Annotated in this window: 22 protein-coding genes and 1 riboswitch; of the genes, 13 read left to right on the forward strand and 9 right to left on the reverse strand. The window is 72.0% G+C overall.

Annotated features, from left to right (window positions below):
• Positions 1–43 precede the first annotated feature (43 nt).
• Entirely contained in the window at positions 44–1318 is a 1275-nt protein-coding gene (locus ACZ67M_RS04325) for a L,D-transpeptidase (protein WP_469849503.1), read from the forward strand.
• A 111-nt stretch (positions 1319–1429) separates the two neighbouring features.
• Here the strand turns inward: ACZ67M_RS04325 and ACZ67M_RS04330 are convergent, their stop codons facing one another.
• The gene (locus tag ACZ67M_RS04330) at positions 1430–1831 is read right to left on the reverse strand and encodes a response regulator (protein WP_122614988.1); all 402 of its coding nucleotides are present in this window, start codon (positions 1829–1831) and stop codon (positions 1430–1432) included.
• A 207-nt stretch (positions 1832–2038) separates the two neighbouring features.
• On the opposite strand from ACZ67M_RS04330, the gene ctaE reads away from it, so the two are divergent.
• The 6 genes from ctaE to ACZ67M_RS04360 all read left to right on the forward strand — a co-directional run bounded on the left by ctaE (position 2039) and on the right by ACZ67M_RS04360 (position 9114).
• A complete protein-coding gene (ctaE, locus tag ACZ67M_RS04335; protein ID WP_064727486.1) occupies positions 2039–2659 on the forward strand; it encodes an aa3-type cytochrome oxidase subunit III in 621 nt (206 codons plus the stop codon).
• A 65-nt stretch (positions 2660–2724) separates the two neighbouring features.
• Positions 2725–3534: a cytochrome bc1 complex diheme cytochrome c subunit gene (gene qcrC, locus ACZ67M_RS04340; RefSeq protein ID WP_064727485.1), complete on the forward strand. Its 810-nt coding sequence runs from the start codon at positions 2725–2727 to the stop codon at positions 3532–3534.
• A complete protein-coding gene (qcrA, locus tag ACZ67M_RS04345; protein ID WP_122614987.1) occupies positions 3531–4589 on the forward strand; it encodes a cytochrome bc1 complex Rieske iron-sulfur subunit in 1059 nt (352 codons plus the stop codon). Before qcrC ends, qcrA begins: the two co-directional genes overlap by 4 nt.
• Positions 4586–6223 carry a cytochrome bc1 complex cytochrome b subunit gene (gene qcrB, locus ACZ67M_RS04350; protein ID WP_122614986.1) on the forward strand — a complete coding sequence of 546 codons (1638 nt, stop codon included), beginning with the start codon at positions 4586–4588 and terminating at the stop codon, positions 6221–6223. Before qcrA ends, qcrB begins: the two co-directional genes overlap by 4 nt.
• Before the next feature lie 130 nt (positions 6224–6353).
• On the forward strand, positions 6354–7418 hold the full coding sequence (gene trpD, locus ACZ67M_RS04355; protein WP_361361621.1) for an anthranilate phosphoribosyltransferase: 1065 nt from the start codon (positions 6354–6356) through the stop codon (positions 7416–7418).
• 78 nt (positions 7419–7496) lie between these two features.
• Positions 7497–7613: riboswitch (SAM riboswitch) on the forward strand.
• Between the two features lie 145 nt (positions 7614–7758).
• Positions 7759–9114, forward strand: coding sequence for an aminotransferase class V-fold PLP-dependent enzyme (locus tag ACZ67M_RS04360; protein ID WP_469849506.1), 1356 nt, complete (start codon positions 7759–7761; stop codon positions 9112–9114).
• On the opposite strand, the gene ACZ67M_RS04365 is transcribed toward ACZ67M_RS04360, so the two are convergent.
• From ACZ67M_RS04365 to ACZ67M_RS04395, 7 genes are all read right to left on the reverse strand, one after another.
• Complete coding sequence (locus ACZ67M_RS04365; RefSeq protein ID WP_469849740.1) at positions 9066–10271, reverse strand: glycerate kinase; 1206 nt, start codon at positions 10269–10271, stop codon at positions 9066–9068. The two genes, ACZ67M_RS04360 and ACZ67M_RS04365, sit on opposite strands and share 49 nt — an antisense overlap.
• A gap of 56 nt (positions 10272–10327) precedes the next feature.
• Entirely contained in the window at positions 10328–11743 is a 1416-nt protein-coding gene (locus ACZ67M_RS04370) for an SLC13 family permease (protein ID WP_469849507.1), read from the reverse strand.
• A gap of 57 nt (positions 11744–11800) precedes the next feature.
• Positions 11801–12466 (reverse strand): response regulator transcription factor, encoded by a 666-nt coding sequence (locus ACZ67M_RS04375; RefSeq protein ID WP_122614982.1) that lies wholly within the window; start codon positions 12464–12466, stop codon positions 11801–11803.
• Positions 12467–12485: 19 nt separating this feature from the next.
• Positions 12486–13961, reverse strand: a complete 1476-nt coding sequence (locus ACZ67M_RS04380) for a sensor histidine kinase (RefSeq protein WP_469849509.1) — start codon at positions 13959–13961, stop codon at positions 12486–12488.
• Entirely contained in the window at positions 13897–14196 is a 300-nt protein-coding gene (locus ACZ67M_RS04385; RefSeq protein WP_125491482.1) for a small secreted hydrophilic protein, read from the reverse strand. Before ACZ67M_RS04385 ends, ACZ67M_RS04380 begins: the two co-directional genes overlap by 65 nt.
• Before the next feature lie 87 nt (positions 14197–14283).
• Positions 14284–14565, reverse strand: a complete 282-nt coding sequence (locus tag ACZ67M_RS04390; protein WP_122614980.1) for an Lrp/AsnC family transcriptional regulator — start codon at positions 14563–14565, stop codon at positions 14284–14286.
• Positions 14562–15323 carry a rhomboid family intramembrane serine protease gene (locus ACZ67M_RS04395; RefSeq protein WP_361361611.1) on the reverse strand — a complete coding sequence of 254 codons (762 nt, stop codon included), beginning with the start codon at positions 15321–15323 and terminating at the stop codon, positions 14562–14564. The genes ACZ67M_RS04390 and ACZ67M_RS04395 overlap by 4 nt, the downstream gene beginning before the upstream one ends.
• Before the next feature lie 157 nt (positions 15324–15480).
• On the opposite strand from ACZ67M_RS04395, the gene ACZ67M_RS04400 reads away from it, so the two are divergent.
• The 5 genes from ACZ67M_RS04400 (at position 15481) to ACZ67M_RS04420 (ending at position 20911) form a co-directional block, all read left to right on the forward strand.
• Positions 15481–15720, forward strand: a complete 240-nt coding sequence (locus ACZ67M_RS04400) for a hypothetical protein (RefSeq protein ID WP_064727475.1) — start codon at positions 15481–15483, stop codon at positions 15718–15720.
• A 63-nt stretch (positions 15721–15783) separates the two neighbouring features.
• Positions 15784–17127, forward strand: coding sequence for an NYN domain-containing protein (locus tag ACZ67M_RS04405; RefSeq protein ID WP_361361609.1), 1344 nt, complete (start codon positions 15784–15786; stop codon positions 17125–17127).
• 231 nt (positions 17128–17358) lie between these two features.
• Positions 17359–18399 (forward strand): C40 family peptidase, encoded by a 1041-nt coding sequence (locus ACZ67M_RS04410; RefSeq protein ID WP_361361607.1) that lies wholly within the window; start codon positions 17359–17361, stop codon positions 18397–18399.
• Between the two features lie 212 nt (positions 18400–18611).
• On the forward strand, positions 18612–19646 hold the full coding sequence (locus tag ACZ67M_RS04415; protein ID WP_392009117.1) for a C40 family peptidase: 1035 nt from the start codon (positions 18612–18614) through the stop codon (positions 19644–19646).
• 71 nt (positions 19647–19717) lie between these two features.
• Positions 19718–20911 carry a hypothetical protein gene (locus ACZ67M_RS04420; protein WP_469849512.1) on the forward strand — a complete coding sequence of 398 codons (1194 nt, stop codon included), beginning with the start codon at positions 19718–19720 and terminating at the stop codon, positions 20909–20911.
• 31 nt (positions 20912–20942) lie between these two features.
• On the opposite strand, the gene ACZ67M_RS04425 is transcribed toward ACZ67M_RS04420, so the two are convergent.
• A complete protein-coding gene (locus ACZ67M_RS04425) occupies positions 20943–22184 on the reverse strand; it encodes a glycosyltransferase 87 family protein (protein ID WP_469849742.1) in 1242 nt (413 codons plus the stop codon).
• Between the two features lie 122 nt (positions 22185–22306).
• On the opposite strand from ACZ67M_RS04425, the gene ACZ67M_RS04430 reads away from it, so the two are divergent.
• Positions 22307–23449 (forward strand): glycosyltransferase family 4 protein, encoded by a 1143-nt coding sequence (locus tag ACZ67M_RS04430; RefSeq protein WP_469849514.1) that lies wholly within the window; start codon positions 22307–22309, stop codon positions 23447–23449.
• Positions 23450–23498: the final 49 nt, after the last annotated feature.

A 23498-nucleotide genomic window follows, 5' to 3' on the forward strand; every position in this document is an offset into this window, starting at 1 on the left:
TACCCACCGTGCCGTCCTTGACGTGGCTCCCTAGCGTGAGGTCATGAGCGACACGGTTCACTTCCAGGCGCGGGGGCGTACGGTCGTCGGCTGCACCCTGCTGGTGATGGCCCTCGGCGCGGGCGTCACCGCCTGCACGGACGACGACAACCCGCTGTCGGCCTCGCCCTACGACGCGGCCGGCCAGATCTCCTTCAACGGCCCCAAGGACGCCGGGAAGAAGGCCGACCCGGACAAACCCCTGGAGGTCGTCGCCGAGGGCGCCGACGGGCGCATCACGGACGTCACGGCCATGGACGCGTCCGGCCGCTACGTCGCCGGCGAGCTGTCCGCCGACGGCGCCCGCTGGCACAGCACCTCACCGCTGGCCGCCAACGCCAGCTACACGGTGCGGGTCAGCACCGAGGACGGCGACGGGGCGCCCGGCCGCAAGGTGCTCACCTTCGAGACGGGCAAGCCCGGCGCCAAGAAGACCCTGGGCATCACCTTCGGGCCCAAGGCGGGCGCGTACGGGGTCGGCCAGCCCGTCACCGCGGAGCTGAGCCAGCCGGTCCGGGACAAGGCGCAGCGGGCCATAGTGGAGCGTGCGCTGAAGGTGGACTCCACGCCCGCGGTGGAGGGCGCCTGGCACTGGGTGGACGACAAGAAGCTCCACTACCGCCCGAAGGAGTTCTGGCCCGCGCACGCGACCATCGAGGTCCGCAGCACCCTCGACGGCATCAAGGTCGGCGACCGGATGTGGGGCGGCGCCGCCAAGCCCTTGAAGATCACCACGGACGACCGGGTGGTGGCCGTCACCGACGCCGCCGCACACACGCTGACCGTCTTCCAGGACGGCAAGGAGATCAAGCAGATCCCGGTCACCACCGGCAAGCCCGGCTTCGACACCCGCAACGGCGTCAAGGTCGTCCTCGGCAAGGAAGCCTTCGTACGCATGCGCAGCACGACCGTGGGCATCGCCGAGGGCTCCTCGGAGTCGTACGACCTGCCCGTCCACTTCGCCACCCGCGTCACCTGGAGCGGTGAGTACGTGCACGCCGCCCCCTGGTCGGTGGGCTCCCAGGGCTCGGCCAACGTCAGTCACGGCTGCGTCGGCATGAGCACCGCCAACGCGGAGTGGTTCTTCAAGGCCGTCCAGGAGGGCGACCTCGTGGAGGTGGTCAACTCCGGCGGCGAGACGATGGAGCCCTTCGGCAACGGCTTCGGCGACTGGAACCTGGACTGGAACAAGTGGCGCACGGGCAGCGCCCTGACGGGCGGCACGGGAACCGCCTCGAACAACCAGGAGACGGCACGCCTACGCCCGACAGTGGTTTGACCCACCTAGGGGCGCGGGGCCGTGTCGATGTGCGGCTCCGCCGCGTGGGCGCGACAAGCCACAACGGCGCCGCACCCGCCACACAACCCCGCCCCCACCCCCTGGGGCGCCCTAAACGCCCTGCAGCCTCTTCTCCCGCAACAGCGCGGCCAGCGCACCCGCGAACTCCACAGGCTCCACCGGCAGCGTCACAGCGGCCTCCGCCCGGCTCCACGTGGCCAGCCACGCGTCCTGCGGCCGCGCGATCAGCAGCAGCACCGGCGGGCACATGAAGACCTCGTCCTTGATCTGGCGGCAGACCCCCATGCCGCCCATGGGAACGGCCTCCCCGTCCAGCACGCAGACGTCGATCCCGCCCTTGTCCAGCTCCTTGATCACGGCGGCCGGGGTGGCGCACTCCACGAACTCGACGACGGGGACGTCCGGAGCCGGCCGGCGGCCGGTCGCGAGCCGCACCTGTTCGCGGGTGTTGGAGTCGTCGCTGTAGACCAGCACCGTGGCGGTCGCCTGCATGCTTCCTCCGATACGCGGTGAAGACCGGTAAGGCTGTCGTGGCTGTCGTAGCCCGTTGGGCCGGATGCTACTCCCTTGAACACCTCGTCAACACCGGTTGGGACACGCCTTCGACGGGCCGTTCGATGGGCCATACGGGCAGTACAGACGGGGCGGACACTCCGAACGGCACCCCCCGGGGTGAGGGCGGGATAAGCGACCGACATAATGTCGGTCGTGGCGACAGCAACGACAGTAGAAACCGGGCACGCGCACCCGTCGGTCAACCGGCCGAACCTCACCAGCGTCGGAACCATCATCTGGTTGAGTTCCGAGCTGATGTTCTTCGCGGCCCTCTTCGCGATGTACTTCACCCTGCGATCGGTGACCGGCCCGGACTTCTGGTCCGAGAAGGCCGACGCGCTGAACTTCCCGTTCTCCGCGACGAACACCACGATCCTGGTGCTCTCCTCCCTCACCTGCCAGCTCGGCGTGTTCGCGGCCGAGCGCGGTGACGTGAAGAAGCTCCGGATGTGGTTCATCGTCACCTTCGTGATGGGTGCGATCTTCATCGGCGGTCAGGTGTTCGAGTACACCGAGCTGGTCAAGCACGAGGGTCTCTCGCTCTCGTCCGACCCGTACGGCTCGGCGTTCTACCTGACCACCGGCTTCCACGGACTGCACGTGACGGGCGGCCTCATCGCCTTCCTGCTGGTCCTCGGCCGCACCTACGCGGCCCGGAGGTTCACCCACGAGCAGGCGACCGCGGCCATCGTCGTGTCCTATTACTGGCACTTCGTCGATGTCGTCTGGATCGGCCTCTTCGCCACGATCTACATGATCAAGTAGTCGCGGCACGCACCCGCGCAATACCAGAAGCATCGACGCAGAAGATCCTGACACCGGGGTAATCCGTGAAAAAGCTCTCCGCACGACGACGCCATCCGCTGGCGGCGCTCGTCGTCCTACTCCTCGCGCTGGCATGCACAGGGGGGCTGTACGCCGCGTTCGCACCCGCGAGCAAGGCGCAGGCCGATGAAACCGCCCAGTCCCTCGCCATCGACGAGGGCAAGAAGCTCTACGCCGTCGGCTGTGCCAGTTGCCACGGCACCGGAGGGCAGGGCACCACCGACGGCCCGAGCCTGGTGGGCGTGGGCGCCGCCGCCGTCGACTTCCAGGTCGGCACCGGCCGCATGCCGGCCCAGCAGCCCGGCGCGCAGGTCCCGAAGAAGAAGGTCATCTACTCCCAGGCGGAGATCGACCAGCTCGCGGCCTACATCGCCTCGCTGGGTGCCGGTCCCGCCGTCCCCTCGGAGGAGAAGTACGGCCCGGAGGGCGCGGACATCGCCAAGGGTGGCGAGCTGTTCCGCACCAACTGCGCGCAGTGCCACAACTTCACCGGCAAGGGCGGCGCCCTGACGCACGGCAAGTACGCGCCGACCCTCGAGGGTGTGGACCCCAAGCACATCTACGAGGCCATGCAGACCGGCCCGCAGAACATGCCCTCCTTCCCCGACACCACGCTGTCGGAGCAGAACAAGAAGGACATCATCGCCTACCTGGACGCGGTCAACGGTGACGACACCGTCGAGCCCGGTGGTCTCAGCCTCGGTGGACTGGGTCCGGTCAGTGAGGGTCTGTTCGCGTGGGTCTTCGGACTGGGCGCGCTGATCGCGGTCGCCGTCTGGGTCGCCGCTCGGACCGCAAAGGCCAAGAAGTCATGAGTAGCCAAGACATTCCAGAAGAGAACCTGCCCGCTGAGCAGGGCCACGCGCACGGCGCGGTGAAGGTCGCGGACGAGGAGAACCCGTTCGCCGACCCGGGGCTGCCGCCCCACGAGCACCGGATCCAGGACATCGACGAGCGGGCCGCCAAGCGGTCCGAGCGCACGGTCGCCCTGCTGTTCACGGTGTCGATGCTGGCCACCGTCGGCTTCATCGCCTCGTTCGTGGCGATCCCGGTCGACAAGTCGGTCTACATCTGGCCGCTCGGTCACATCAGCGCGCTGAACTTCGCGCTCGGCATGACGCTCGGCGTCGCGCTGTTCGCCATCGGCGCGGGCGCGGTCCACTGGGCCCGCACCCTGATGTCCGACGAGGAGGTCGCCGACGAGCGGCACGCGATCGAGGCCGACACCGAGACCCGTGCCAAGGTCCACGCGGACTTCAAGCAGGGCGCCAAGGAGTCCGTGATCGGGCGCCGCAAGCTGATCCGCAACACGATGCTGGGCGCGCTCACCCTGGTGCCGCTCTCCGGCGTCGTCCTGCTGCGCGACCTCGGCCCGCTGCCCGGCACCAGCCTCCGCCACACCATGTGGTCCAAGGGCAAGCTGCTCGTCAACATGAACACCAACGAGCCGCTGCGTCCCGCCGACGTCGCGGTGGGCTCCCTCACCTTCGCCAAGCCCGAGGGCCTGGAGGAGCACGACGAGGGGTTCATGAACGAGATCGCCAAGGCGGCCCTGATGATCATCCGGCTGGAGCCGGACGCCATCAAGGACAAGCGCGAGCTCGAGTGGTCGCACGAGGGCATCGTGGCGTACTCGAAGATCTGCACCCACGTCGGTTGCCCGATCTCCCTGTACGAGCAGCAGACGCACCACGCGCTCTGCCCCTGCCACCAGTCCACCTTCGACCTTGCCGACGGTGCCCGGGTGATCTTCGGTCCCGCAGGTCACGCCCTGCCGCAGCTGCGCATCGGCGTGAACGACGAGGGGTACCTCGAAGCGCTCGGCGACTTCGACGAGCCCGTCGGTCCTTCCTTCTGGGAGCGCGGATGAGTACTACACCCAACGAAGCCCCGCGCTCTCGCGGGAAGGCACCGGCCGGCGAGCGCGTCGCCGACTGGGCCGACGGCCGGCTGGGGATCTACTCCCTGGCCAAGGCCAACATGCGCAAGATCTTCCCCGACCACTGGTCGTTCATGCTGGGTGAGATCTGCCTCTACAGCTTCATCATCATCATCCTCACGGGTGTGTACCTGACGCTGTTCTTCCACCCGTCGATGAACGAGGTCACGTACCACGGCTCGTACGTGCCCCTCCAGGGCCAGCTGATGAGTGAGGCGTACGCCTCCACGCTGGACATCAGCTTCGACGTCCGCGGTGGTCTGCTCATCCGGCAGATCCACCACTGGGCGGCGCTGATCTTCCTGGCCGGCATGTTCGTGCACATGATGCGCGTCTTCTTCACCGGCGCGTTCCGCAAGCCGCGTGAGATCAACTGGCTGTTCGGCTTCCTGCTGCTCGTCCTCGGCATGTTCACCGGCTTCACCGGTTACTCGCTCCCGGACGACCTGCTCTCCGGCACCGGTATCCGCTTCATGGAGGGCGCGATCCTGTCCGTGCCGATCGTCGGCACGTACATCTCGTTCTTCCTGTTCGGCGGGGAGTTCCCCGGACACGACTTCGTGGCCCGGTTCTACTCGATCCACATCCTGCTGCTGCCGGGCATCATGCTCGGCCTGGTGGTCGGCCACCTGATCCTGGTCTTCTACCACAAGCACACGCAGTTCGCGGGTCCCGGCAAGACCAACAAGAACGTCGTCGGCATGCCGCTGCTGCCGGTGTACATGGCGAAGGCCGGAGGCTTCTTCTTCCTGGTCTTCGGTGTGATCGCCGCCGTCTCGGCCATCGCCACGATCAACCCGATCTGGGCCATCGGCCCCTACCGGCCGGACCAGGTCTCCACCGGCGCACAGCCCGACTGGTACATGGGCTTCTCCGAGGGCCTGATCCGCGTGATGCCGGGCTGGGAGATCAACTTCTGGGGTCACACACTCGCCCTGGGCGTGTTCATCCCGCTGCTGATCTTCCCGCTGGTGCTGGTCGCGATCGCGGTCTACCCGTTCATCGAGTCCTGGGTCACCGGGGACAAGCGCGAGCACCACATCCTGGACCGCCCGCGCAACGCCCCGACGCGCACCGCCTTCGGCGTCGCCTGGATGACGGTGTACTTCGTGCTGCTGATCGGTGGCGGCAACGACCTGTGGGCCACCCACTTCCACCTGTCGATCAACGCGATCACCTGGTTCGTCCGCATCGCGTTCTTCGTCGGGCCGGTCCTCGCGTTCATCGCCACCAAGCGGATCTGCCTCGGCCTCCAGCGCCGGGACAAGGAGAAGGTGCTGCACGGCCGCGAGTCGGGCATCATCAAGCGCCTGCCGCACGGTGAGTTCATCGAGGTGCACGAGCCGCTCAGCCAGGAGCAGCTGCACACCCTCACCGCGCACGAGCAGTACAAGCCGGCCGAGATCGGTCCGACGGTCGACGAGAACGGCGTCGAGCGCAAGGTGTCCCGCGGCGAGAAGCTCCGCGCCAAGCTGAGCGAGTCGTACTACGGCGAGGAGTCGCAGATTCCGAAGCCGACCGTCGAGGAGTACAAGGAGATCACGAGCGGCCACGGCCACCACTGACCCTCCTGCGTCGCCACACCACGGTCGAAGGGCCCCGTCCGTTCCGCGGACGGGGCCCTTCGCCGTGCCCGGGGCTGGATAGGGTGGGACCACACTCCTTCTCCACGACCTACGACCATCAGGAGCGGCCATGAGCGCTGTGACCCCCGCTGGAGGCGACACCGCGGGCGGCCGCTCCTGGCCCGCCCTGCTGAACCGGCTGCTGGACGGCCACGACCTGTCCCAGGACGACACCGCGTGGGCACTGGACGTGATCATGCGCGGCGAGGCGACCGACGCGCAGATCGCCGGCCTCGCGGTGGGCCTGAGGTTCAAGGGCGAGACCGTGGAGGAGATCTCCGGCCTGGTCCGCACCATGTACGCGCACGCCAACGTCATCGAGGTGCCGGGCGAGACCGTCGACATCGTCGGGACCGGCGGCGACGGCGCCAAGACGGTCAACATCTCCACCATGTCGGCGATCGTCGTGGCCGGCACCGGCGCGAAGGTCGTCAAGCACGGCAACCGCGCCGCCTCCTCCGCGTCCGGTGCCTCCGACGTCCTGGAGAAGCTCGGCGTCAATCTGGAGCTGACGCCGCAGCGGGTGGCGGAGGTCGCCGACGAGGCCGGCATCACCTTCTGCTTCGCCGTGAAGTTCCACCCGGCACTGCGCCACGTGGCCTCGGCGCGCGGCCAGCTCGGCATCCGCACGGTGTTCAACTTCCTCGGTCCGCTGACCAACCCCGCGAAGGTCAAGGCCCAGGCGATCGGCGTCGCCCACGCCCGGATGGCCCCGATCATCGCCGGTGTCTTCGCCGAGCGCGGCCACTCGTCCCTGGTCTTCCGGGGCGACGACGGCCTCGACGAGCTGACCACGACCGCCACCTCCCGCGTCTGGGTCGTGCGCGACGGCCGGGTGACCGAGGAGACCTTCGACCCGCGGGACGTCGGTCTCGAACTGGTGCCGGTCGAGGCCCTGCGCGGCGCCGACGCCTCCTACAACGCCGACGTCGCCCGGCGCCTGCTGAACGGCGAGACGGGCCCCGTGCGGGACGCCGTGCTGCTGAACTCCGCGGCCGCCCTGGTCGCCCTGGAGGGCGGCGAGGGACCCCTGCCGGAGCGCATCCGGGCCGGCATGGACCGCGCGGCCGAGGCGATCGACTCGGGCGCCGCCAAGCGCGTCCTGGACCGCTGGGTGGCCGCCAGCAACGCGTAGGCACCACCGTGTGACGTGCGTCCCGCGATCCGGACTCGGGTTGCGGGACGCCGATCACTTCCCATAGGTTTTTCGACAGGTCATGAGTGACAGTCATGAGGCCCCGGCCGACTGTCCGGCAACCCTCCGTCCGTGGCGGGGTGCCCCGGGTGAAGACCAGGTCGTGGACAGCAAGGTCCACGGCAAGCGCGGACCCCTCGCGAAACCAGGGGTCCTGGGTCCTCCGAGGGAGTCTCCCGTGAACCAGCGAATGCGATAGGGCCGCAGAGCCCCGCCTCCGCACACCCTCTTCTTCTCTTCACAGCGCCCTGCTTCGCGCTGGTCCTCACGGGAGTCCGCCATGTCCGTACCCACCGCTGTCGCCACTCCGCTGCCCGTCCTGGGCCGCGACGTCACCGTCCCGCTCGTCACCGGCGGCGAGGTCACCTACGCCGCGCTCGACTACGCCGCCAGCGCCCCCGCGCTCCAGCGGGTCTGGGACGACGTGGCGGCCTACGCCCCGTACTACGGCAGCGTGCACCGCGGGGCCGGGTACCTGTCGCAGCTGTCGACCGACCTGTTCGAGAACGCCCGCGACACCGTCGCCGGGTTCCTCGGCTGCCGGGAGGACGACCAGGTCGTGTTCACCCGGTCCACCACCGACTCCCTGAACCTGCTGGCCGGCGCGCTGCCCGCCGGCTGCCGGGTCTTCGTCTTCGAGACCGAGCACCACGCCTCGCTGCTGCCCTGGCGGGACGCGGACGTGACCTACCTCGACGCGCCCCGCACCCACGCCGAGGCCGTCGAGACCCTGGAGCGCGCCCTCGCCGCCCGCGAGCCGTACGGGCCCGCCCTGGTCTGCGTCACCGGCGCCTCCAACGTCACCGGCGAGCTGTGGCCGGTGCGTGAACTGGCCGCCGCCGCGCACGCGCACGGCGCCCGGATCGTGCTGGACGCCGCCCAGCTCGCCCCGCACCACCCGGTGAGCGTCCGCGACCTCGACGTCGACTGGGTCGCCTTCTCCGGGCACAAGCTGTACGCCCCGTTCGGCTCCGGCGTGCTGGCCGGCCGGGCCGACTGGCTGCGCGAGGCCGAGCCGTACCTCGCCGGCGGCGGCGCCAGCCGCAGCGTCACCCGGCGCGCCGACGGTGGTGTGGACGTGCGCTGGCACGAGAGCGCCGCCCGGCACGAGGCCGGTTCGCCCAACGTCATCGGCGCCTACTCGATCGCCTCCGCCTGCAAGGCGCTCACCGAGGCCGGGTTCGACTCGCTGGTCGCCCGCGAGGAGTACCTGATCGCCAAGGTGCGGGAGGGCCTCGCCGAGGTGCCCGAGGTGCGGGTCCTCTCCCTCTTCGGCGACGACGCGCCCCGCGTGGGCGTGCTCTCCTTCGTCGTCGACGGCTGGAACAGCTCCCACTTCGCGGCCGCGCTCTCCGCCGAGTACGGCATCGGGGTGCGCGACGGCCTGTTCTGCGCCCACCCGCTGGTGCGCACCCTGCTCGGCGGCGAGCCCGGGGCACAGGGCGAGTGCGGTGCCCCGGAGGCGGCGCCGGGGGAGAAGTCCCTCAACGCCATCCGCGTGAGCTTCGGCGCCGGCACCCCGGACGAGCACGTCGAGCGGTTCGTGCACGCCGTCAAGGAACTGGTCAGCGACGGCGCCCGGTGGAGCTACCGCACCGAGGACGGGCGCTGCGTGCCCGACACCTCCGCCGCCTGAGCCGGCCGGCCCGGCAGCCGCGACCCCAGCAGGACCATCCGCAGCGCCCGCTCCGTGGCGTCCGTCAGCAGCTCGGCGGCGCGCGACAGCGCGTCCGCCAGCGCCATCGGGGCCGGCATGATCCCGTGGCAGGCGTCCACCCCCGGCACGTCGTGCGCGCCCTCGCCGAGCGTGCCGGCCAGGGCGAGGACCGGACGGCCGTGGAGCTTGGCGCGCCGGGCCACCTCCGCCGGCACCTTGCCGCGCGGCGTCTGGTGGTCCAGGGCGCCCTCGGCGGTGAGCACCAGGTCGGCACGGGCGAGGCGGGCGTCCAGGTCCAGGTGGTCGAGCAGCACGTCGAAACGCGGCAGCAGCCGGGCGCCGACCGCGGCCAGCCCGGCGCCGAGTCCGCCGGAGGCACCGGTGCCGGGGCCGCCCCGCAGGTCCGTGCCGACGACCCCGAGGTCGCGGGTGAGGACGCGCGCCCAGTTCTCCAGCCCGGCCGACAACTGCTCCACCTGCACGGGCGTCGCCCCCTTCTGCGGGCCGAACACCCGGGCCACGCCCCGCTCGCCGCACAGCACGTTGTACGGGTTGCAGGCGACGAGCAGCTCGGTGTTCTTCAGGCGGGTGTCCAGGCCGGACGCGTCGACGCGGGCCAGGCGGACCAGCTCGCCCCCGCCGGGCGGCAGTTCGAAGCCGTCCGCGTCCAGCAGCCGCGCCCCGAGCGCCTGGAGCGCCCCCGCGCCCCCGTCCGACGTACCGGAGTCGCCGCAGCCGACCAGGATCCGCCGCACCCCGGTGTCGAGCGCGGCACCGATCAGCTCGCCGACGCCGTACGTGGTCGTCGCGCCGGGGTCGCGCAGGGCACGGGGGACCAGGGACAGACCCGCGACCGCGGCCATCTCCACGACCGCCGTGTCCCGGCCGCCGAGCAGCGCGAAGTGGGTGCCGACGGGCTCGCCGACCGGGCCGGTGGCGGCCAGCGCGACCAGCCGCCCACCGGTCGCGGCGGCCAGCGCCACGGCCGTGCCCTCACCGCCGTCGACCAGCGGGATCCGGTCGATCTCGGCGGCCGGCAGCACCCGGCGGACACCGGCCGCGATGGCGTCGGCGGCGGCCTGCGCGGACAGGGACTCCTTGAAGCCGCTGGGGGCGACGGCGACGCGGCCCAGCAGGGAGGGGGGTGAGGGCGCTGAGGACAGGGCGAACGTGGCGGACATGGCGGACTCCTTCATCGGGTGACGGGCACGCCGAGCAGCGGCCAGACGGCGGCGGCGAAGAACAGCACGAGCAGCGCGGTCAGCGGGGCCAGGACGGCGGACAGCCGCAGCAGGTCGCGCGGGGTGTAGGTGGGGGTGCCGGGGATGTCGGAGAAGAGCGTGACCGGCTTGGCGGAGGCCGGCAGCGTGTGGCAGAAGCCGGCCGCGGCGGTGGACGCGAGCGCCGCCGCGACCGGGTTGACGCCCGCTCCCACGGCCGCGGCGATCACCAGCGGGACCAGCACGGACGAGCGGGCCGAACGGGACTGGAGGACCAGGTGGGCCGCCGTGCTCACCGCGACCACGACCCCGAGGAAGACGGCCGGCGCCACGTGCGCGGGCAGCCCCGACACCAGCCACTTCGCCGCCCCGGAGTCCGCGAGCGCCACGCCCATCGCCATGGTCGCCGCCATGAACAGCAGCAGCGACCAGGGCACCGTCTTCAGCGCGTCCTTGAGCCGTACGGTGCCCAGCGCGGGGGAGGAGGCGACGACCGCCCCGATCAGCGCCACCACGGCGGGCGACACCTGGTGCAGGGGCTCGCTGCACCACAGCGCCACCACCGTGGCCAGCAGCAGGGCGCAGCGCTTCTCCGCCTGCGTCCAGGGGCCGGTGACCGGGCTCTCGCTGTGCCGCTGTATCTCCTCGGCGGTGATGTGGACCGGGCCCTGCCGGTCAGCGCGGCGCGTGGTGGTCAGCAGGACGGTCTCGGCGGCCAGATGGGAGGACGCCACCGCCAGCGGCAGCCCCAGCAGCAGCCACTGGGTGAAGCCGATCCGCTCCCCGGTCGCCTCCCACAGCACCGACACGGTGATCAGGTGCGCGCCCGCGCCGATCAGGGTGGCGACCGCCGACAGCAGGATCACCGTCGGGAACAGCAGCGCCAGCATCACCACCAGCCGCTTCCGGTCCGCGAGGGCCTTGGCGAGCGCCAGGAACACCGGCAGCGCGAGCGCCGCCCGGCCCGACGTGGCCGGCACCGCGAACGCGGTCACGACCAGCGCGGCCGTCGTCAGGTGCGTCAACTGCCGTACGGTGCGCGCCCCGCCGACCAGGAACGCCGCCGCCCGGCCGGCGAGCCCGGTCCGGGCCACCGCCGCCGCCAGCACGAAGGCGCAGATCAGCAGCCACACCGTGGCGTCCCCGAGGGCGCCGAAGAGGGTGTCGCTGCTGATCACTCCGGTCGCGGTCAGCGCGAGCCCGGCGCCCAGCGCGATGTACGTGTCGTCGATCGGCGTGCCGATCCAGGCACAGGTCGCCAGCGCGAACACGGCCAGGGTGAGCCGCGCGTCGCCGCCCAGGGCGGGGAAGTTGGCGGGGACCGCCAGCAGCGCGCACAGGGACAGCGCCACGCACAGGGCCGCCGCGAGGCGGAGGTTCAACGTCACGTCATCGAGGGTTCACGGGTGCGGTGAGCCGTCGATGAGCGTCACATGAAGGGAACTTCACCAGGCCGGCAGCCGGTACCCCATCCCGCGCACGGTCTCCACCTGCTGCGCCCCGAGCTTCTTGCGCAGCGCCCGCACGTAGACGTCCACGATGTTGGAGCCCGGGTCGAAGTCGTAGCCCCACACGTGCGACAGGATCTGCTCGCGGGACAGTACCTGCCCCGGATGGCGCAGGAACAGCTCAAGGAGCACGAACTCACGGGCCGTCAGGTCGACCGTGCGCCCCTGGGAGCGGGCCCTGCGGGTGCGCAGATCAAGGCTGAGCGCCCCCGACTTCAGCACCGTCACCTCGGGCGCGCGGGCCGCCGTGCGCAGCCGCAGCCGCACCCGGGCGAGCAGTTCCTCGAAGCGGAACGGCTTGGTCATCCAGTCGTCGGCGCCGCCCTCCAGGCCGGCCACCGTGTCCCGGACCGAGTCCCGGGCGGTCAGCACGATGACCGGGGTCGTCACCCGGGCCTCGCGCAGCTCGCGCAGGACCGTGAAGCCGTCCCGGCCGGGCAGCCCGATGTCCAGCACGACCAGGTCGAAGCCGCCGGTGAGGGCGTACTCGTAGGCGGCCTCGCCGTCGCCGACGGCGGTGGTGGTGAAGCCGTTGGCGCGCAGGCCCTTCTCGACGAAGGAGGCGATGCGCTCCTCGTCCTCGACGATGAGGATGCGGTTCATGGGCGTGCCTCTCCCGGAGTCATTCCAGTGTCAGTACGAAGATGGCGCCGCCGCCTTCCGCGGCGCGCAGGTCGACCCGGCCGCCGTGGCCCTCGGCGATCGCCCGGACGATCGACAGTCCGAGCCCGGCGCCCGTGCCGCGCACCCCGCGCCGGGCCGTGCCGCGCCGGAACCGCTCGAAGATCACCTCGGCGTCCTGCGCCTGGACCCCGGGGCCGGAGTCGGCGACGTACAGCTCGACGCGGGTGCCGTCGGCGCGGGAGCCGATGCGGATGGTCTGGCCGGTGGTGGTGTGCTGCACCGCGTTCTGGGCGAGCTGCACCATGGCCTGCGTGATCCGCTGGGGGTCGAGCCGGGCCTCCCGGTCGGCGACCTCCGCCAGCACCCAGTCGCGGTCGCCGAGGGTGCGGGCCTTGACGAAGACGTCGGCGGTGAGTTCGGCCAGCTGCACCGGCTCGGGGGTGACGAAGTCGGGGCGTTCGGCCTTGGCGAGCAGCAGCAGGTCCTCGACGATGCGGCTCATCCGGTCCAGTTCGTCGGTGACGAGCCGGACGGTCTCCTCGCGCTCGGCGGGCTCGTCGCCCATCAGTTCCAGGTGGCCGCGCACGATGGTGATGGGGGTGCGCAGTTCGTGGCCCGCGTCGTCGACGAACCGGCGCTGGGTGGCGAAGGCGCGCTCCAGCCGGTCCAGCATGGCGTTGAAGGTCTCGGCCAGGGCGGCGACGTCGTCGTGGCCGTGCACCGGGATACGCCGGGTCAGGTCCTGCTCGGTGAGCTGCGCGGCCGTGGCGCGCACGAGCCGCACCGGTTTGAGGATGCGGCCGGCGACCACCCAGGCGATGCCCGTCGTCATCAGCAGGGCGACGCCCGAGATGGCGAGCAGGACGCGGAACACCTCGTCCGCGCGGGCCTGTTCGCGCCCCGGGTGGAAGGCGACCACGAAGGCGGCCGCCGGTTCACCGCCGTAGCGGGCCACGGTGACCTTGGCCCAGCGGATCTCGCCCTCGGGCCGCTCCAGGGTGCCGGTGGAGTCGGGCGAGGCGTGGATGCGGCGCCGGGCGTCGGCGTCCTCGTGCAGGGGGCGGTCGACCGGGATCTCGCGCTGCTGGATGATCTGGGTGGGCCTGCTGCCCACCTCGCCCACCAGGCCGACCAGTTCCTCGTCCAGGTCGGCGTACTGGCGCTCCAGGAAGACCCGCAGCAGCCGGCCCGGGTCGGTGAAGGGGCGGCCGGTCTCCGGGTCGAACCCCTGCTCCTCGAAGTTGGCGAACTCGCCCGCCTCCTGCGCGAGCAGGCCGTTGATCCGCTGGTCGGTGTCGCGGAGCAGGATCGAGCGGGTGGTCGCCGCCACCGAGGCGAGCGCGACGGCCATCACGAGCAGCAGCCAGAGCAGGATGCGGACCCGGGCCGAGATCCGTCGGCGTTCACGGTCAGCCGTCGGCTCCGTCGTCCCCGGCTCCGTCGTCCCCGCCGTCCCTGCCCCGGTCGTCGTCATCGTCGTCATCCGAAGGGCCGTCCGTCACCGGCGGCCGGGTCACCACCTGGTCGCTGGGCGTGGGGTCGGGCGAGGAGGAGGCCGGTGCCGGGCTGGGGGAGCCGCTCTCCAGCTCCACCTTGGCCGGGACCCTGGGCTCCTGAGGACTGTCGGTGAGGGCGAAACTGGTCGCGGCGATACCGAGTGGAATCAGGACGACGGCGGCGAGTGCCGCCATCCGGCGGGAGAAGACCATACGTCCGATGCTGCGCCCGGTACCCGGTGGTTGTGATGAGTCCCGCATGAAGAACCCTTCATCCGCGACGGCCCGCGGAGCGTCGGCTCAGCTGTCGAGCCCGATGGCGAACGCCGCCTCCAGGTCGTGCTGCGAGTACGTCCGGAACGCGACGTGGGTGTCGGTGCCCTCCACGCCCGGGATCTTGCTGATCCGGCCCGGGATGACGTCGGCCAGGTCCTCGTGCCGGCTCACCCGCACCATGGCGATCAGGTCGTAGGTGCCGGTGACGGAGAAGACCTCGCTGACGCTCTCCAGCGCGGCGATCTGCTCCGCGATCTCGGGAATCCGGTCCACGCTGGTCTTGATGAGCACGATCGCGCTGATCACGGCTGGTTCTCTCCCTCGGGGGCCGCCACTGGAACGCTCTTCACTCTAGTCGTACGCCCGAACCGCACCCACGCGAAAGTGAAGCCCAGGCCGAAGCCCACCAGGTGGGCGAGGTAGGCCACCCCCGGGCCGTCGCCCGCCCGGCCCGCCGCCATCCACTGGAGGGCGGCCCAGAAGGGGAGGACCAGCCAGGCCGGGAAGCGCAGGGGCAGGAAGAAGAGGAAGGGCAGGAGGCTGGTCACCCGGGCGCGGGGGAAGAGGAACAGGAACGCACCGAGAATCGCGGAGATCGCCCCGGAGGCGCCGACCAGGGACTGAAGGGAGTGGGCGTTCGCGCCCGCGTAGCCGAGCAGCGCCAGGTAGCCGCAGCCGAGGTAGAACAGGGCGAACTGGAACCGGCCCATGCGCTCCTCGGTCATCGCGCCGAAGACGTACAGGAAGAGCATGTTGCCGAGCAGATGCACCCAGCTGCCGTGGACGAACAGCGCCGTGGCGGGGGTGAGCGCGGAACCGGGGGAGCCCTCGAACAGTTCTGCGGGGATCACGCCCCAGCGCCGGAAGTACGCGCGCTGAGCGGCCAGCAGCTCCTCCCCGGTGCCGTACCCCGGATTGAGGCCTGCCGCCGGGCTGACCAGGAACAGTACGCAGCAGAGCGTGATCAGCGTGTACGTCACCGGCGCCGTGCGGCCCCGTGGCGTGAGGGCCGTGCCGAGCGTTCGAGCCGTCCCTAGGGCCGTCCTGCTCCAGTTACCGATCATGGACACAGAGCATGACGTAACGGACCGCAACCGCCCATACCGCCTCGCCGCCGTGGACACGCGGGCGTCGGGTACCCGCCAGGCCGTAGGGTTACGAGCCACACGCACCGGGAGAGCCCGGCGCGTCACCGACACTGGAAGAGAGCGAACAGCCACGATGACGGTTCCCCTGCCGACGGACACGACACGGTGGCGCTGCACCCTGTGCGGCAACCTGACCCGATTCGACGTGACCCGGGCCTCGAAGGTCGTCGAGTACGTCCACCTCGACCTGGCCGGCGAGCCGAAGGTCGAGGAGCGCGAGGTGCTCAGCGAGACCGTCGAGTCGGTGCGGTGCCGCTGGTGCAACGCCGTGGACCAGGTGGAACTCGTGGACAGGCCGGGCGCCGCCTCCTGAGCGGAGCGGTTCCCGCACGAGGCGGTCCCCGGCCGGGACCGCCCTGAGACATGGGGATGACGGATGGTGGAGACACACGACGGGGAGCCGGGCGACGGCGCCGCCGAGGTGCTCGACCGCCCGCTGCCCGACGGCGTGCGCCGCAGAGTGGTGCAGATCGTGTCCGACGGCTTCGGCGGACTCACCCTCGCCGAGCTGCCCGCCCAGCTGAGGCAGTACGCCAGGTTCGCCCCCAACCGCAGGGCCAAGTTCGCCGGCAACGCCATGGCCGCCGCCGTGGAGAGCGACCCGCTGTTCCGCCAGCGCATCGGTGAGAAGTTCCGCGACGCCCAGCCGGAGCTGGCAGACGCCCTGGACGCCGGCTCCCCGCCGCCCGCCGCCGACCCGCTCGACGTGGCCGCCGCGGCCTACGTGCTGCGCCCGCACGGCTGGGTGAAGCTGGTGACCGCCGCCGGCGAGGAGGCGCAGCGCGCGGACGCCGAGCGCGCCGACGAGGAGAGCCGCGCCGAGCTGGAGCGGCTGCACGAGGACCTGGCCCGGGCCCGGGAGCACACCCGGACGGAGACCGAGCGGCTGCGCGCCGAGCTGGAGTCGGCCAAGAAGGAGACCGAGGCGCTCCACCGCAAGCTGCGCTCGGCCCTCAGCGACGTCAAGCGCGGTGAGGCCGCGCTGCGCAAGGTGCAGGCCGAGATGGACACCGTCCGCACCGAGGGCCAGACCCAGGTGTCCGCCGCCGAGAGCGAGTCCCGGCGGCTCAAGACCCGCCTCGCGGAGGCGGAGGCGGCCCTGGAGGCCACCCGCAAGGCGGCCCGCGAGGGGCGCAGCGTCGAGGACATGCGCGTCCGGCTGCTCCTGGACACCCTGCTGGACGCCACTCAGGGGCTGCGCAGGGAGCTGGCGCTGCCTCCGGTGTCCGTGCGGCCCGCCGAGACCGTGGACGCGGTCGAACCCGGGCGGATGACGCCGAAGGACATCGCCGCGCGCGCCCTGTCCGAGAACGACCCCGCCATTCTCGACCAGTTGCTCGCCCTGCCCCAGGCCCACCTGGTCGTCGACGGCTACAACGTCACCAAGACCGGCTATCCGCAGATGCCGCTGGAGAAGCAGCGGCTCAGGCTGCTGGGGCAGCTCTCCCAGCTCGCCGCCCAGACCGGCGCCGAGATGACCTGCGTCTTCGACGGGGCCGAACTGGCGGCGCCGGTGCTGCTCGCGCCGCCGCGCGGCGTGCGGGTGCTCTTCTCCAAGCCCGGCGTCACCGCCGACGAGCTGATCCGCCAACTGGTGCGCGCCGAGCCGCCGGGACGGCCCGTCATCGTCGTCTCGACCGACCGCGAGGTGGCCGACGGCGTGGCGCGCGCCGGCGCACGCCCGGTGGCGTCCGTGGTGCTCCTCAAGCGGCTTTCCTAGCCGCTCATTCACATCCGCACCAACCGCAACGTAGGCGCCCTATGCCTGAATTGACGGAACTGTCACGCAACGTAGTGTCAGGTGGGCGTCACTGCAGGTGAGTTGTGACGAAGAACGCGGTGCGTAACCAGGATTTTTCGGCGGAGGATTTGAACTGATCACGAGTGGGTCACTAGGGTCAGCCCTCGAACCCTCGAACGGGTGATCCCTCTCAAGAAGGAGCTCGTCTCCGTGGCGTCCCACCGTCGTCCCAAGCAGCCGAGCCGCACGCGCGTGACCGTGCTCACCACCGCTGCCGCCGCCGCTGTCGCTCTCAGCTCGCAGGCCGCCAACGCCGCGCCGAGCGAGAAGCCGAGCAAGGACGAGGTCAAGGCCAAGGTCGACAAGCTCTACGAGGAGGCCGAGAAGGCCACCGAGAAGTACAACGGCGCCAAGGAGAAGCAGGAGAAGCTCCAGAAGGAGATCTCCACCATCCAGGACAACGTCGCCCGCGGCCAGGAGGAGCTCAACGAGCTGCGCGACGGCCTCGGTTCGATGGCCAGCGCCCAGTACCGCTCCGGCGGCATCGACCCCTCCCTCCAGCTCTTCCTCTCCGCCGACCCGGACAACTACCTGGACAAGGCCTCCACCCTCGACCAGCTCAGCGGTCAGCAGGTCGAGGCGCTGAAGAAGATCCAGGGCAAGCAGCGCGACCTCGCCCAGCAGCGCTCCGAGGCGTCCGAGAAGCTCAAGGACCTCTCCGCCACCCGCACCGAACTGGGCAACAAGAAGAAGGAAGTCCAGGGCAAGCTCTCCTCCGCGCAGAAGCTGCTCAACACGCTCACCGCCAAGGAGAAGGCCGCGCTCGCCGCCGAGGAGCAGCGCGCCACCCGCAGCAGCGAGCGCGAGGTCCTCTCCGGCAACGGGACCCCCGCCTCCGGCCGGGCCGCCGCCGCCTTCGCCGCCGCCCAGAGCAAGATAGGCACGCCGTACGTCTACGGCGCCACCGGCCCGTCCTCCTTCGACTGCTCGGGCCTGACCTCCTGGGCCTACGCCCAGGCCGGCGTCGGCATCCCGCGCACCTCCGAGGCGCAGACCGGCGCGGGTACCCGGATCTCCTCGATGAGCCAGCTCCAGGTCGGCGACCTCGTCTTCTTCTTCAACGACCTGCACCACGTCGGCCTCTACGCCGGCAACGGCCAGGTCCTGCACGCGCCGCGTACCGGCACGGTCGTGCGCTACGAGTCGATGAGCACCATCGGCGGTCCGTTCATGTTCGGCGTGCGGGTCTGACCCGGAGCACGCGCCACCCCTGAACCACCCTCGCCATGCCGCCCGTTCGGGCGAATCACGGCACGGCCTGTGGACCCCCGCCCCGCCGGTGACCTGCGTCAGCGGCGGGGGGCCGCCGTGCGCGGCGCCCGGAGGTCGTTGGCCGGTACCCCGTCACGGGGTTACTGTCTGCCGCGTTTCCCCGTCCGCCAGCGGAAGGAGTGCGGCTTCCCGTGGGGTCCCATCGCCGCCTTGCACCGTCCGGGTTCGACCGCGGCTCGGCCGCCGCCGTCGGCCTGCTCTCCGTCGCCGCCGCAGTCCTGGGCGCCGTACCGGCCACCGCCGCGCCCGCGGCCCCGGCCGCCCCGCAGGACGACCGGCGGGCGGAGGTGGACCGCCTGCACACCGAGGCGGAGCAGGCGACCGAGGCCTACAACAAGGCCGACGCGCGCACCGACGCCCTGCAGAAGGAGGTCGGCACCGCGCAGGACTCGATCGCCCGGCAGCAGGAGCGGATCAACTCCATGCGCGACGCGCTCGGTTCGCTGGCCGGCGCCCAGTACCGCTCGGGCGGCATCGACCCCTCGCTGGCCCTGCTGCTCTCCGCGAACCCGGACGAATACCTGGAGCGGGCCTCCGTCCTCGACCGGATCTCCAGCCGTCACGCGGGTGAGCTGCGGGAACTCCAGCAGGCCATGCGCGACCTCGCCCAGGACCGCACCGAGGCCGCCGAGAAGCTCGCCGAGCTGGAGAAGGGCCGCAAGGCCGTCGCCGCCCACAAGAAGACCGTGGAACGCAAGCTCGCCAAGGCGCGCGCGCTGGTCAACTCCCTCCCGGACGGCGAGCGCGCGGGCTACGAGCGCGGCTCCCGCTCCGGCCGCGCCGACCTGACCGCGCTCACCGGCGCCGGGGGCCCCGCCTCCGGCCGCGCGGGCGCCGCGTTCGCCGCCGCCCGCGCCGCCCTCGGCAAGCCGTACGTGTGGGGCGCCAACGGCCCCTCCGGCTTCGACTGCTCCGGCCTGACCCAGTGGGCCTACGCCCAGGCCGGGGTCGGCCTGCCGCGCACCTCGCAGGCGCAGTCCGGCAGCGGTCAGCGGGTCTCCCTCTCCGAGGCCCGGCCCGGCGACCTCGTCGCCTACCGCGACGACGCCAGCCACATCGGCATGTACGCCGGAAACGGCCAGGTGATCCACGCGCCCTACCCCGGCGCGCCGGTGCGCTACGACCCGGTCGGCATGATGCCGGTCTCCTCCATCACCCGGGTCTGACCCGCCGCGGCACCGGAATCCGGAACGCCGCCCTGTCACCCGTACCGCCACGCGCCCGTACGATCGGGAAGGTGGCTGGTCGATGGCGGGTGTCGGGTTCCTCGGTGGTGGCGCTGTGCCTGCTGCTGGTCGCCCTCGTGGCCTGCGGCGGCAGGGTCACCGCCGACCCGGTGCGGGCCGAGGTGCAGAAGGTGCTGGACCGGCGCGCGGCGGCCGTCCTCGGCCACGACCGGGCCGCCTACGCCCGTACGGGCACCGCGACCGGCTTCGGCAACCTGAGCGCGATTCCGCTGGCCGACTGGTCGTACCGGGTGACCGACGTGGACCGCGGCGGCGACACCGCCACCGCCGAGGTCGAGCTGCGCTACCGCGTCGACGGCTACGACCGGGGCGCCGTCACCGTGAACCGCACCGTCGCGCTGAGCCGGGACGGCGCGGACGGGGAGTGGGCCGTCGACTCCGAGCGGCCCGCCAAGGAGTCCGGCCAGCAGCCCTGGGACCAGGGCACGGTCCGGGTGGTGCGCGGCACGCACAGCCTGGTGCTCGGCGTCGGGCAGTCCACCGGCACCCTGCGCGCCTTCGCCGGCCTCGCCGACCGGGCGGTGCCCGCCGTCTCCGACGCCTGGGACGGCGACTGGGCCCGCCGGGTCGTCGTGCTCGTCCCCCGGTCCGTGGAGGGCATGGCGGGTCTGCTGGGTTCGCCCGCCTCCTCCTACCGGGGCATCGCCGCGGTCACCACGGGGGAGACGGGCGGCCGGGAGCACGCCCCGGCGGACCGGATCATCGTCAACCCCGACGCGTACGGGCTGCTCGGCAGCCTCGGCAAGCAGGTCGTGCTCACCCACGAGACGACCCATGTCGCCACCCGCGCCGACACCACCGCCGCCACCCCGCTGTGGCTCTCCGAGGGCTACGCCGACTGGGTCGGCTACCGCGGCAGCGACCGCGACCCCGACGAGGCCGCTCCCGAACTGCGCGGCGAGGTGTCCGAGGGCCGGGTGCCCGGCGCACTGCCGACGGACGAGGACTTCGGCTTCACCGCCGACGCCGACGAACTGGCCCGCGCCTACGAGGGCGGCTGGCTGGCCTGCCGCATGATCGCCGATCGGTGGGGCGAGGACCGCCTGGACGCGTTCTACCGCGCCGTGGGCACCCATGACGAGCGCGCGGGCGCGGTGGAGGCGGCGATGAAGAAGACCCTCGGGACGACACCCGGGGACTTCACGGCACGCTGGCGGGAGTACGTGCGGAGCGAACTGGGCTGAGACCGCCCGGCTCGGTGGGTGGCGCGCGGCGTCACGGTGCGATGGCGGGCGTGTCCGTGGGGCGAGTCGTGGTGAGCCGTTCGCTCCGGGCGGCGGGAGTGCGCCGCCGGGTGTCGTGCCACAGGGCGCGGGCCCCGATCAGGGCGGCGGCCACCAGCAGGCCGTTGCGGACGACCAGCAGCGCGATGCCGAGGGGCGTGCTCGCCACGACGTCGGTGAACAGGACCGGGAACTCCAGCGCCGTCACCGGGGTCGCCGCCAGCACCAGCGCGGCCGGCACCCGCATCCGGGTCGCCCGGTAGCACCGGCAGACCGCCGCGAGGCCGACCAGCCACACCAAGTACTGCGGGCTGATCACCCGGCTCGTGACCGTGAACACCAGCACCGCCACGAAGGCCGCGTCCGCCGCCGTGTGCGCCGCGAACCGGGCCGCCCGCAGCCGCCACAGCAGCAGCCAGCCGAAGCCGAGCGCGCTCAGCACCAGGGCCACCGTGCTCACCGCGCCCACGTACGGGCCGAGGAACTCCACCGAGCCGTAGTTCAGCAGCACCTCGCCCTGCCAGCCGAAGTGTCGGGCGACGTGGAACACCAGCGCCCCCAGCGACTCCACCTCGGTGCCCCGCTCACTCTGGAACGTCAGGAACGCGAACGCCCCCGGCATCGTCACCGCGAACAGCGCCGCCAGCCCCGCCCCGCTCACCGCGGCCGCGGCCCACGGCCCACGCCCCCGCATCCCGAGCAGCACCAGCGCCGGCCAGACCTTCAGCAGCGCCCCGAGCGCCGCCAGGGCCCCCGCCACCCGCGGATGCCGCCCCGCGGCCAGCAGGGCGGCCACGGCGACGGCGGTGACCATCACGTCGTAGCGGGCGTACACCGTCGGGCCCAGCAGCGGCACGCCCACCACCCACACCCACGCCCCGCGCGGCGAACGCCCGGCGCCCCGGCCCGCGTGCCGCAGCAGCGCCAGCACGGCCAGGTCCACGGCACAGACCAGGACGAAGAAGGCCGTGGCGTACGTCAGGAAGGGCAGCAGCCCGGGGGAGAGGACCGCGAAGGCCGCCGCCGGCGGGTACTGCCAGGTGACGTCGTCCAGCGGAAACGTTCCGGTGCGCAGGATCTCGCACCAGCCCCGGTAGATGACGGACACGTCGCTGGTGACGTCCGGACCGGGGAAGACCAGCACCTTCAGCACGAACAGCAGCAGTAGCAGCCGTGTGGCGCCCCAGGCCGTCAGCAGCCACCGCGGTGACCGCCCCTCGTCCCTCGTCTCCACGTGCTCCCTGCCCGTCCGCGTCCGCCCTGCCGGTGCGGCCATGATGACCCGGACACCTGTGCGTCTGCCACAGGACGCGGCCGGGCCCCGGCCCGCACGGAGGGTTCGGTAGGGTCGGCGGCGTGCGCAAGACCTTGATCGTGACGAACGACTTCCCGCCCCGTCCGGGCGGCATCCAGGCGTTCCTGCACAACATGGCGCTGCGCCTGGACCCCGAGCGGCTGGTCGTCTACGCCTCCACCTGGAAGCGGAGCCGCGAGGGCGTCGAGGCCACCGCCGCCTTCGACGCCGAGCAGCCCTTCACCGTCGTACGGGGCCGTACGACGATGCTGCTGCCGACACCGGGCGCGACCCGGCGTGCGGCCGGACTGCTCCGCGAGCACGGCTGCACGTCGGTGTGGTTCGGCGCGGCGGCACCGCTCGGCCTGATGGCACCGGCGCTGCGCCGGGCGGGCGCCGAGCGCCTCGTCGCCACTACCCACGGCCACGAGGCGGGCTGGGCCCAGCTGCCCGCCGCCCGGCAGCTGCTGCGCCGCATCGGGGAGTCGACCGACACCATCACGTACCTCGGCGAGTACACGCGCTCACGCATAGCGGACGCGCTCACCCCGGCGGCCGCCGCACGGATGACGCAGCTGCCGCCCGGCGTCGACGAGAAGACCTTCCACCCGGACAGCGGCGGCGACGAGGTCCGCGCCCGGCTCGGGCTCACCGAGCGCCCCGTCGTGGTCTGCGTCTCACGCCTGGTCCCGCGCAAGGGCCAGGACACCTTGATCCGGGCCATGCCCCGCATCCTCGCCGCCCAGCCGGACGCCGTCCTGCTGATCGTCGGCGGCGGCCCCTACGAGAAGGACCTGCGCCGCCTCGCCGAGGACACCGGCGTCGCCGCCTCCGTGCACTTCACGGGCGCCGTGCCCTGGTCCGAGCTGCCCGCCCACTACGGCGCCGGCGACGTCTTCGCCATGCCCTGCCGCACCCGCCGTGGCGGCCTCGACGTCGAGGGCCTCGGCATCGTCTACCTGGAAGCCTCCGCGACCGGCCTCCCCGTCGTCGCCGGCGACTCCGGCGGCGCCCCGGACGCGGTACTCGACGGGGAGACGGGCTGGGTGGTCCGCGGCGACTCGCACGACGACACGGCCGACCGCGTCATCACCCTCCTGGCCGACCCCGAACTCCGCCACCGCATGGGGGAGCGGGGCCGTGCCTGGGTCGAGGAGAAGTGGCGCTGGGATTTGCTGGCGGAACACCTGAAGGCGCTGCTGTAGCGCGGAGTGACTGCGCGCCCCTCAGGGGCGCGGGGAACTGCGCGACCGG

This window comes from Streptomyces sp. NPDC107500, from assembly GCF_055582785.1.

What these genes read in the sequence shown, in the direction of transcription:
- ACZ67M_RS04325 (WP_469849503.1), top strand. Translation starts at nt 44, where the DNA reads ATGAGCGACACGGTTCACTTCCAGGCGCGGGGGCGTACGGTCGTCGGC.
- ACZ67M_RS04330 (WP_122614988.1), bottom strand. Translation starts at nt 1,831, where the DNA reads ATGCAGGCGACCGCCACGGTGCTGGTCTACAGCGACGACTCCAACACC.
- ctaE (WP_064727486.1), top strand. Translation starts at nt 2,039, where the DNA reads ATGTCGGTCGTGGCGACAGCAACGACAGTAGAAACCGGGCACGCGCAC.
- qcrA (WP_122614987.1), top strand. Translation starts at nt 3,531, where the DNA reads ATGAGTAGCCAAGACATTCCAGAAGAGAACCTGCCCGCTGAGCAGGGC.
- qcrB (WP_122614986.1), top strand. Translation starts at nt 4,586, where the DNA reads ATGAGTACTACACCCAACGAAGCCCCGCGCTCTCGCGGGAAGGCACCG.
- trpD (WP_361361621.1), top strand. Translation starts at nt 6,354, where the DNA reads ATGAGCGCTGTGACCCCCGCTGGAGGCGACACCGCGGGCGGCCGCTCC.
- ACZ67M_RS04360 (WP_469849506.1), top strand. Translation starts at nt 7,759, where the DNA reads ATGTCCGTACCCACCGCTGTCGCCACTCCGCTGCCCGTCCTGGGCCGC.
- ACZ67M_RS04375 (WP_122614982.1), bottom strand. Translation starts at nt 12,466, where the DNA reads ATGAACCGCATCCTCATCGTCGAGGACGAGGAGCGCATCGCCTCCTTC.
- ACZ67M_RS04380 (WP_469849509.1), bottom strand. Translation starts at nt 13,961, where the DNA reads ATGACGACGACCGGGGCAGGGACGGCGGGGACGACGGAGCCGGGGACG.
- ACZ67M_RS04385 (WP_125491482.1), bottom strand. Translation starts at nt 14,196, where the DNA reads ATGGTCTTCTCCCGCCGGATGGCGGCACTCGCCGCCGTCGTCCTGATT.
- ACZ67M_RS04395 (WP_361361611.1), bottom strand. Translation starts at nt 15,323, where the DNA reads ATGATCGGTAACTGGAGCAGGACGGCCCTAGGGACGGCTCGAACGCTC.
- ACZ67M_RS04400 (WP_064727475.1), top strand. Translation starts at nt 15,481, where the DNA reads ATGACGGTTCCCCTGCCGACGGACACGACACGGTGGCGCTGCACCCTG.
- ACZ67M_RS04405 (WP_361361609.1), top strand. Translation starts at nt 15,784, where the DNA reads ATGGTGGAGACACACGACGGGGAGCCGGGCGACGGCGCCGCCGAGGTG.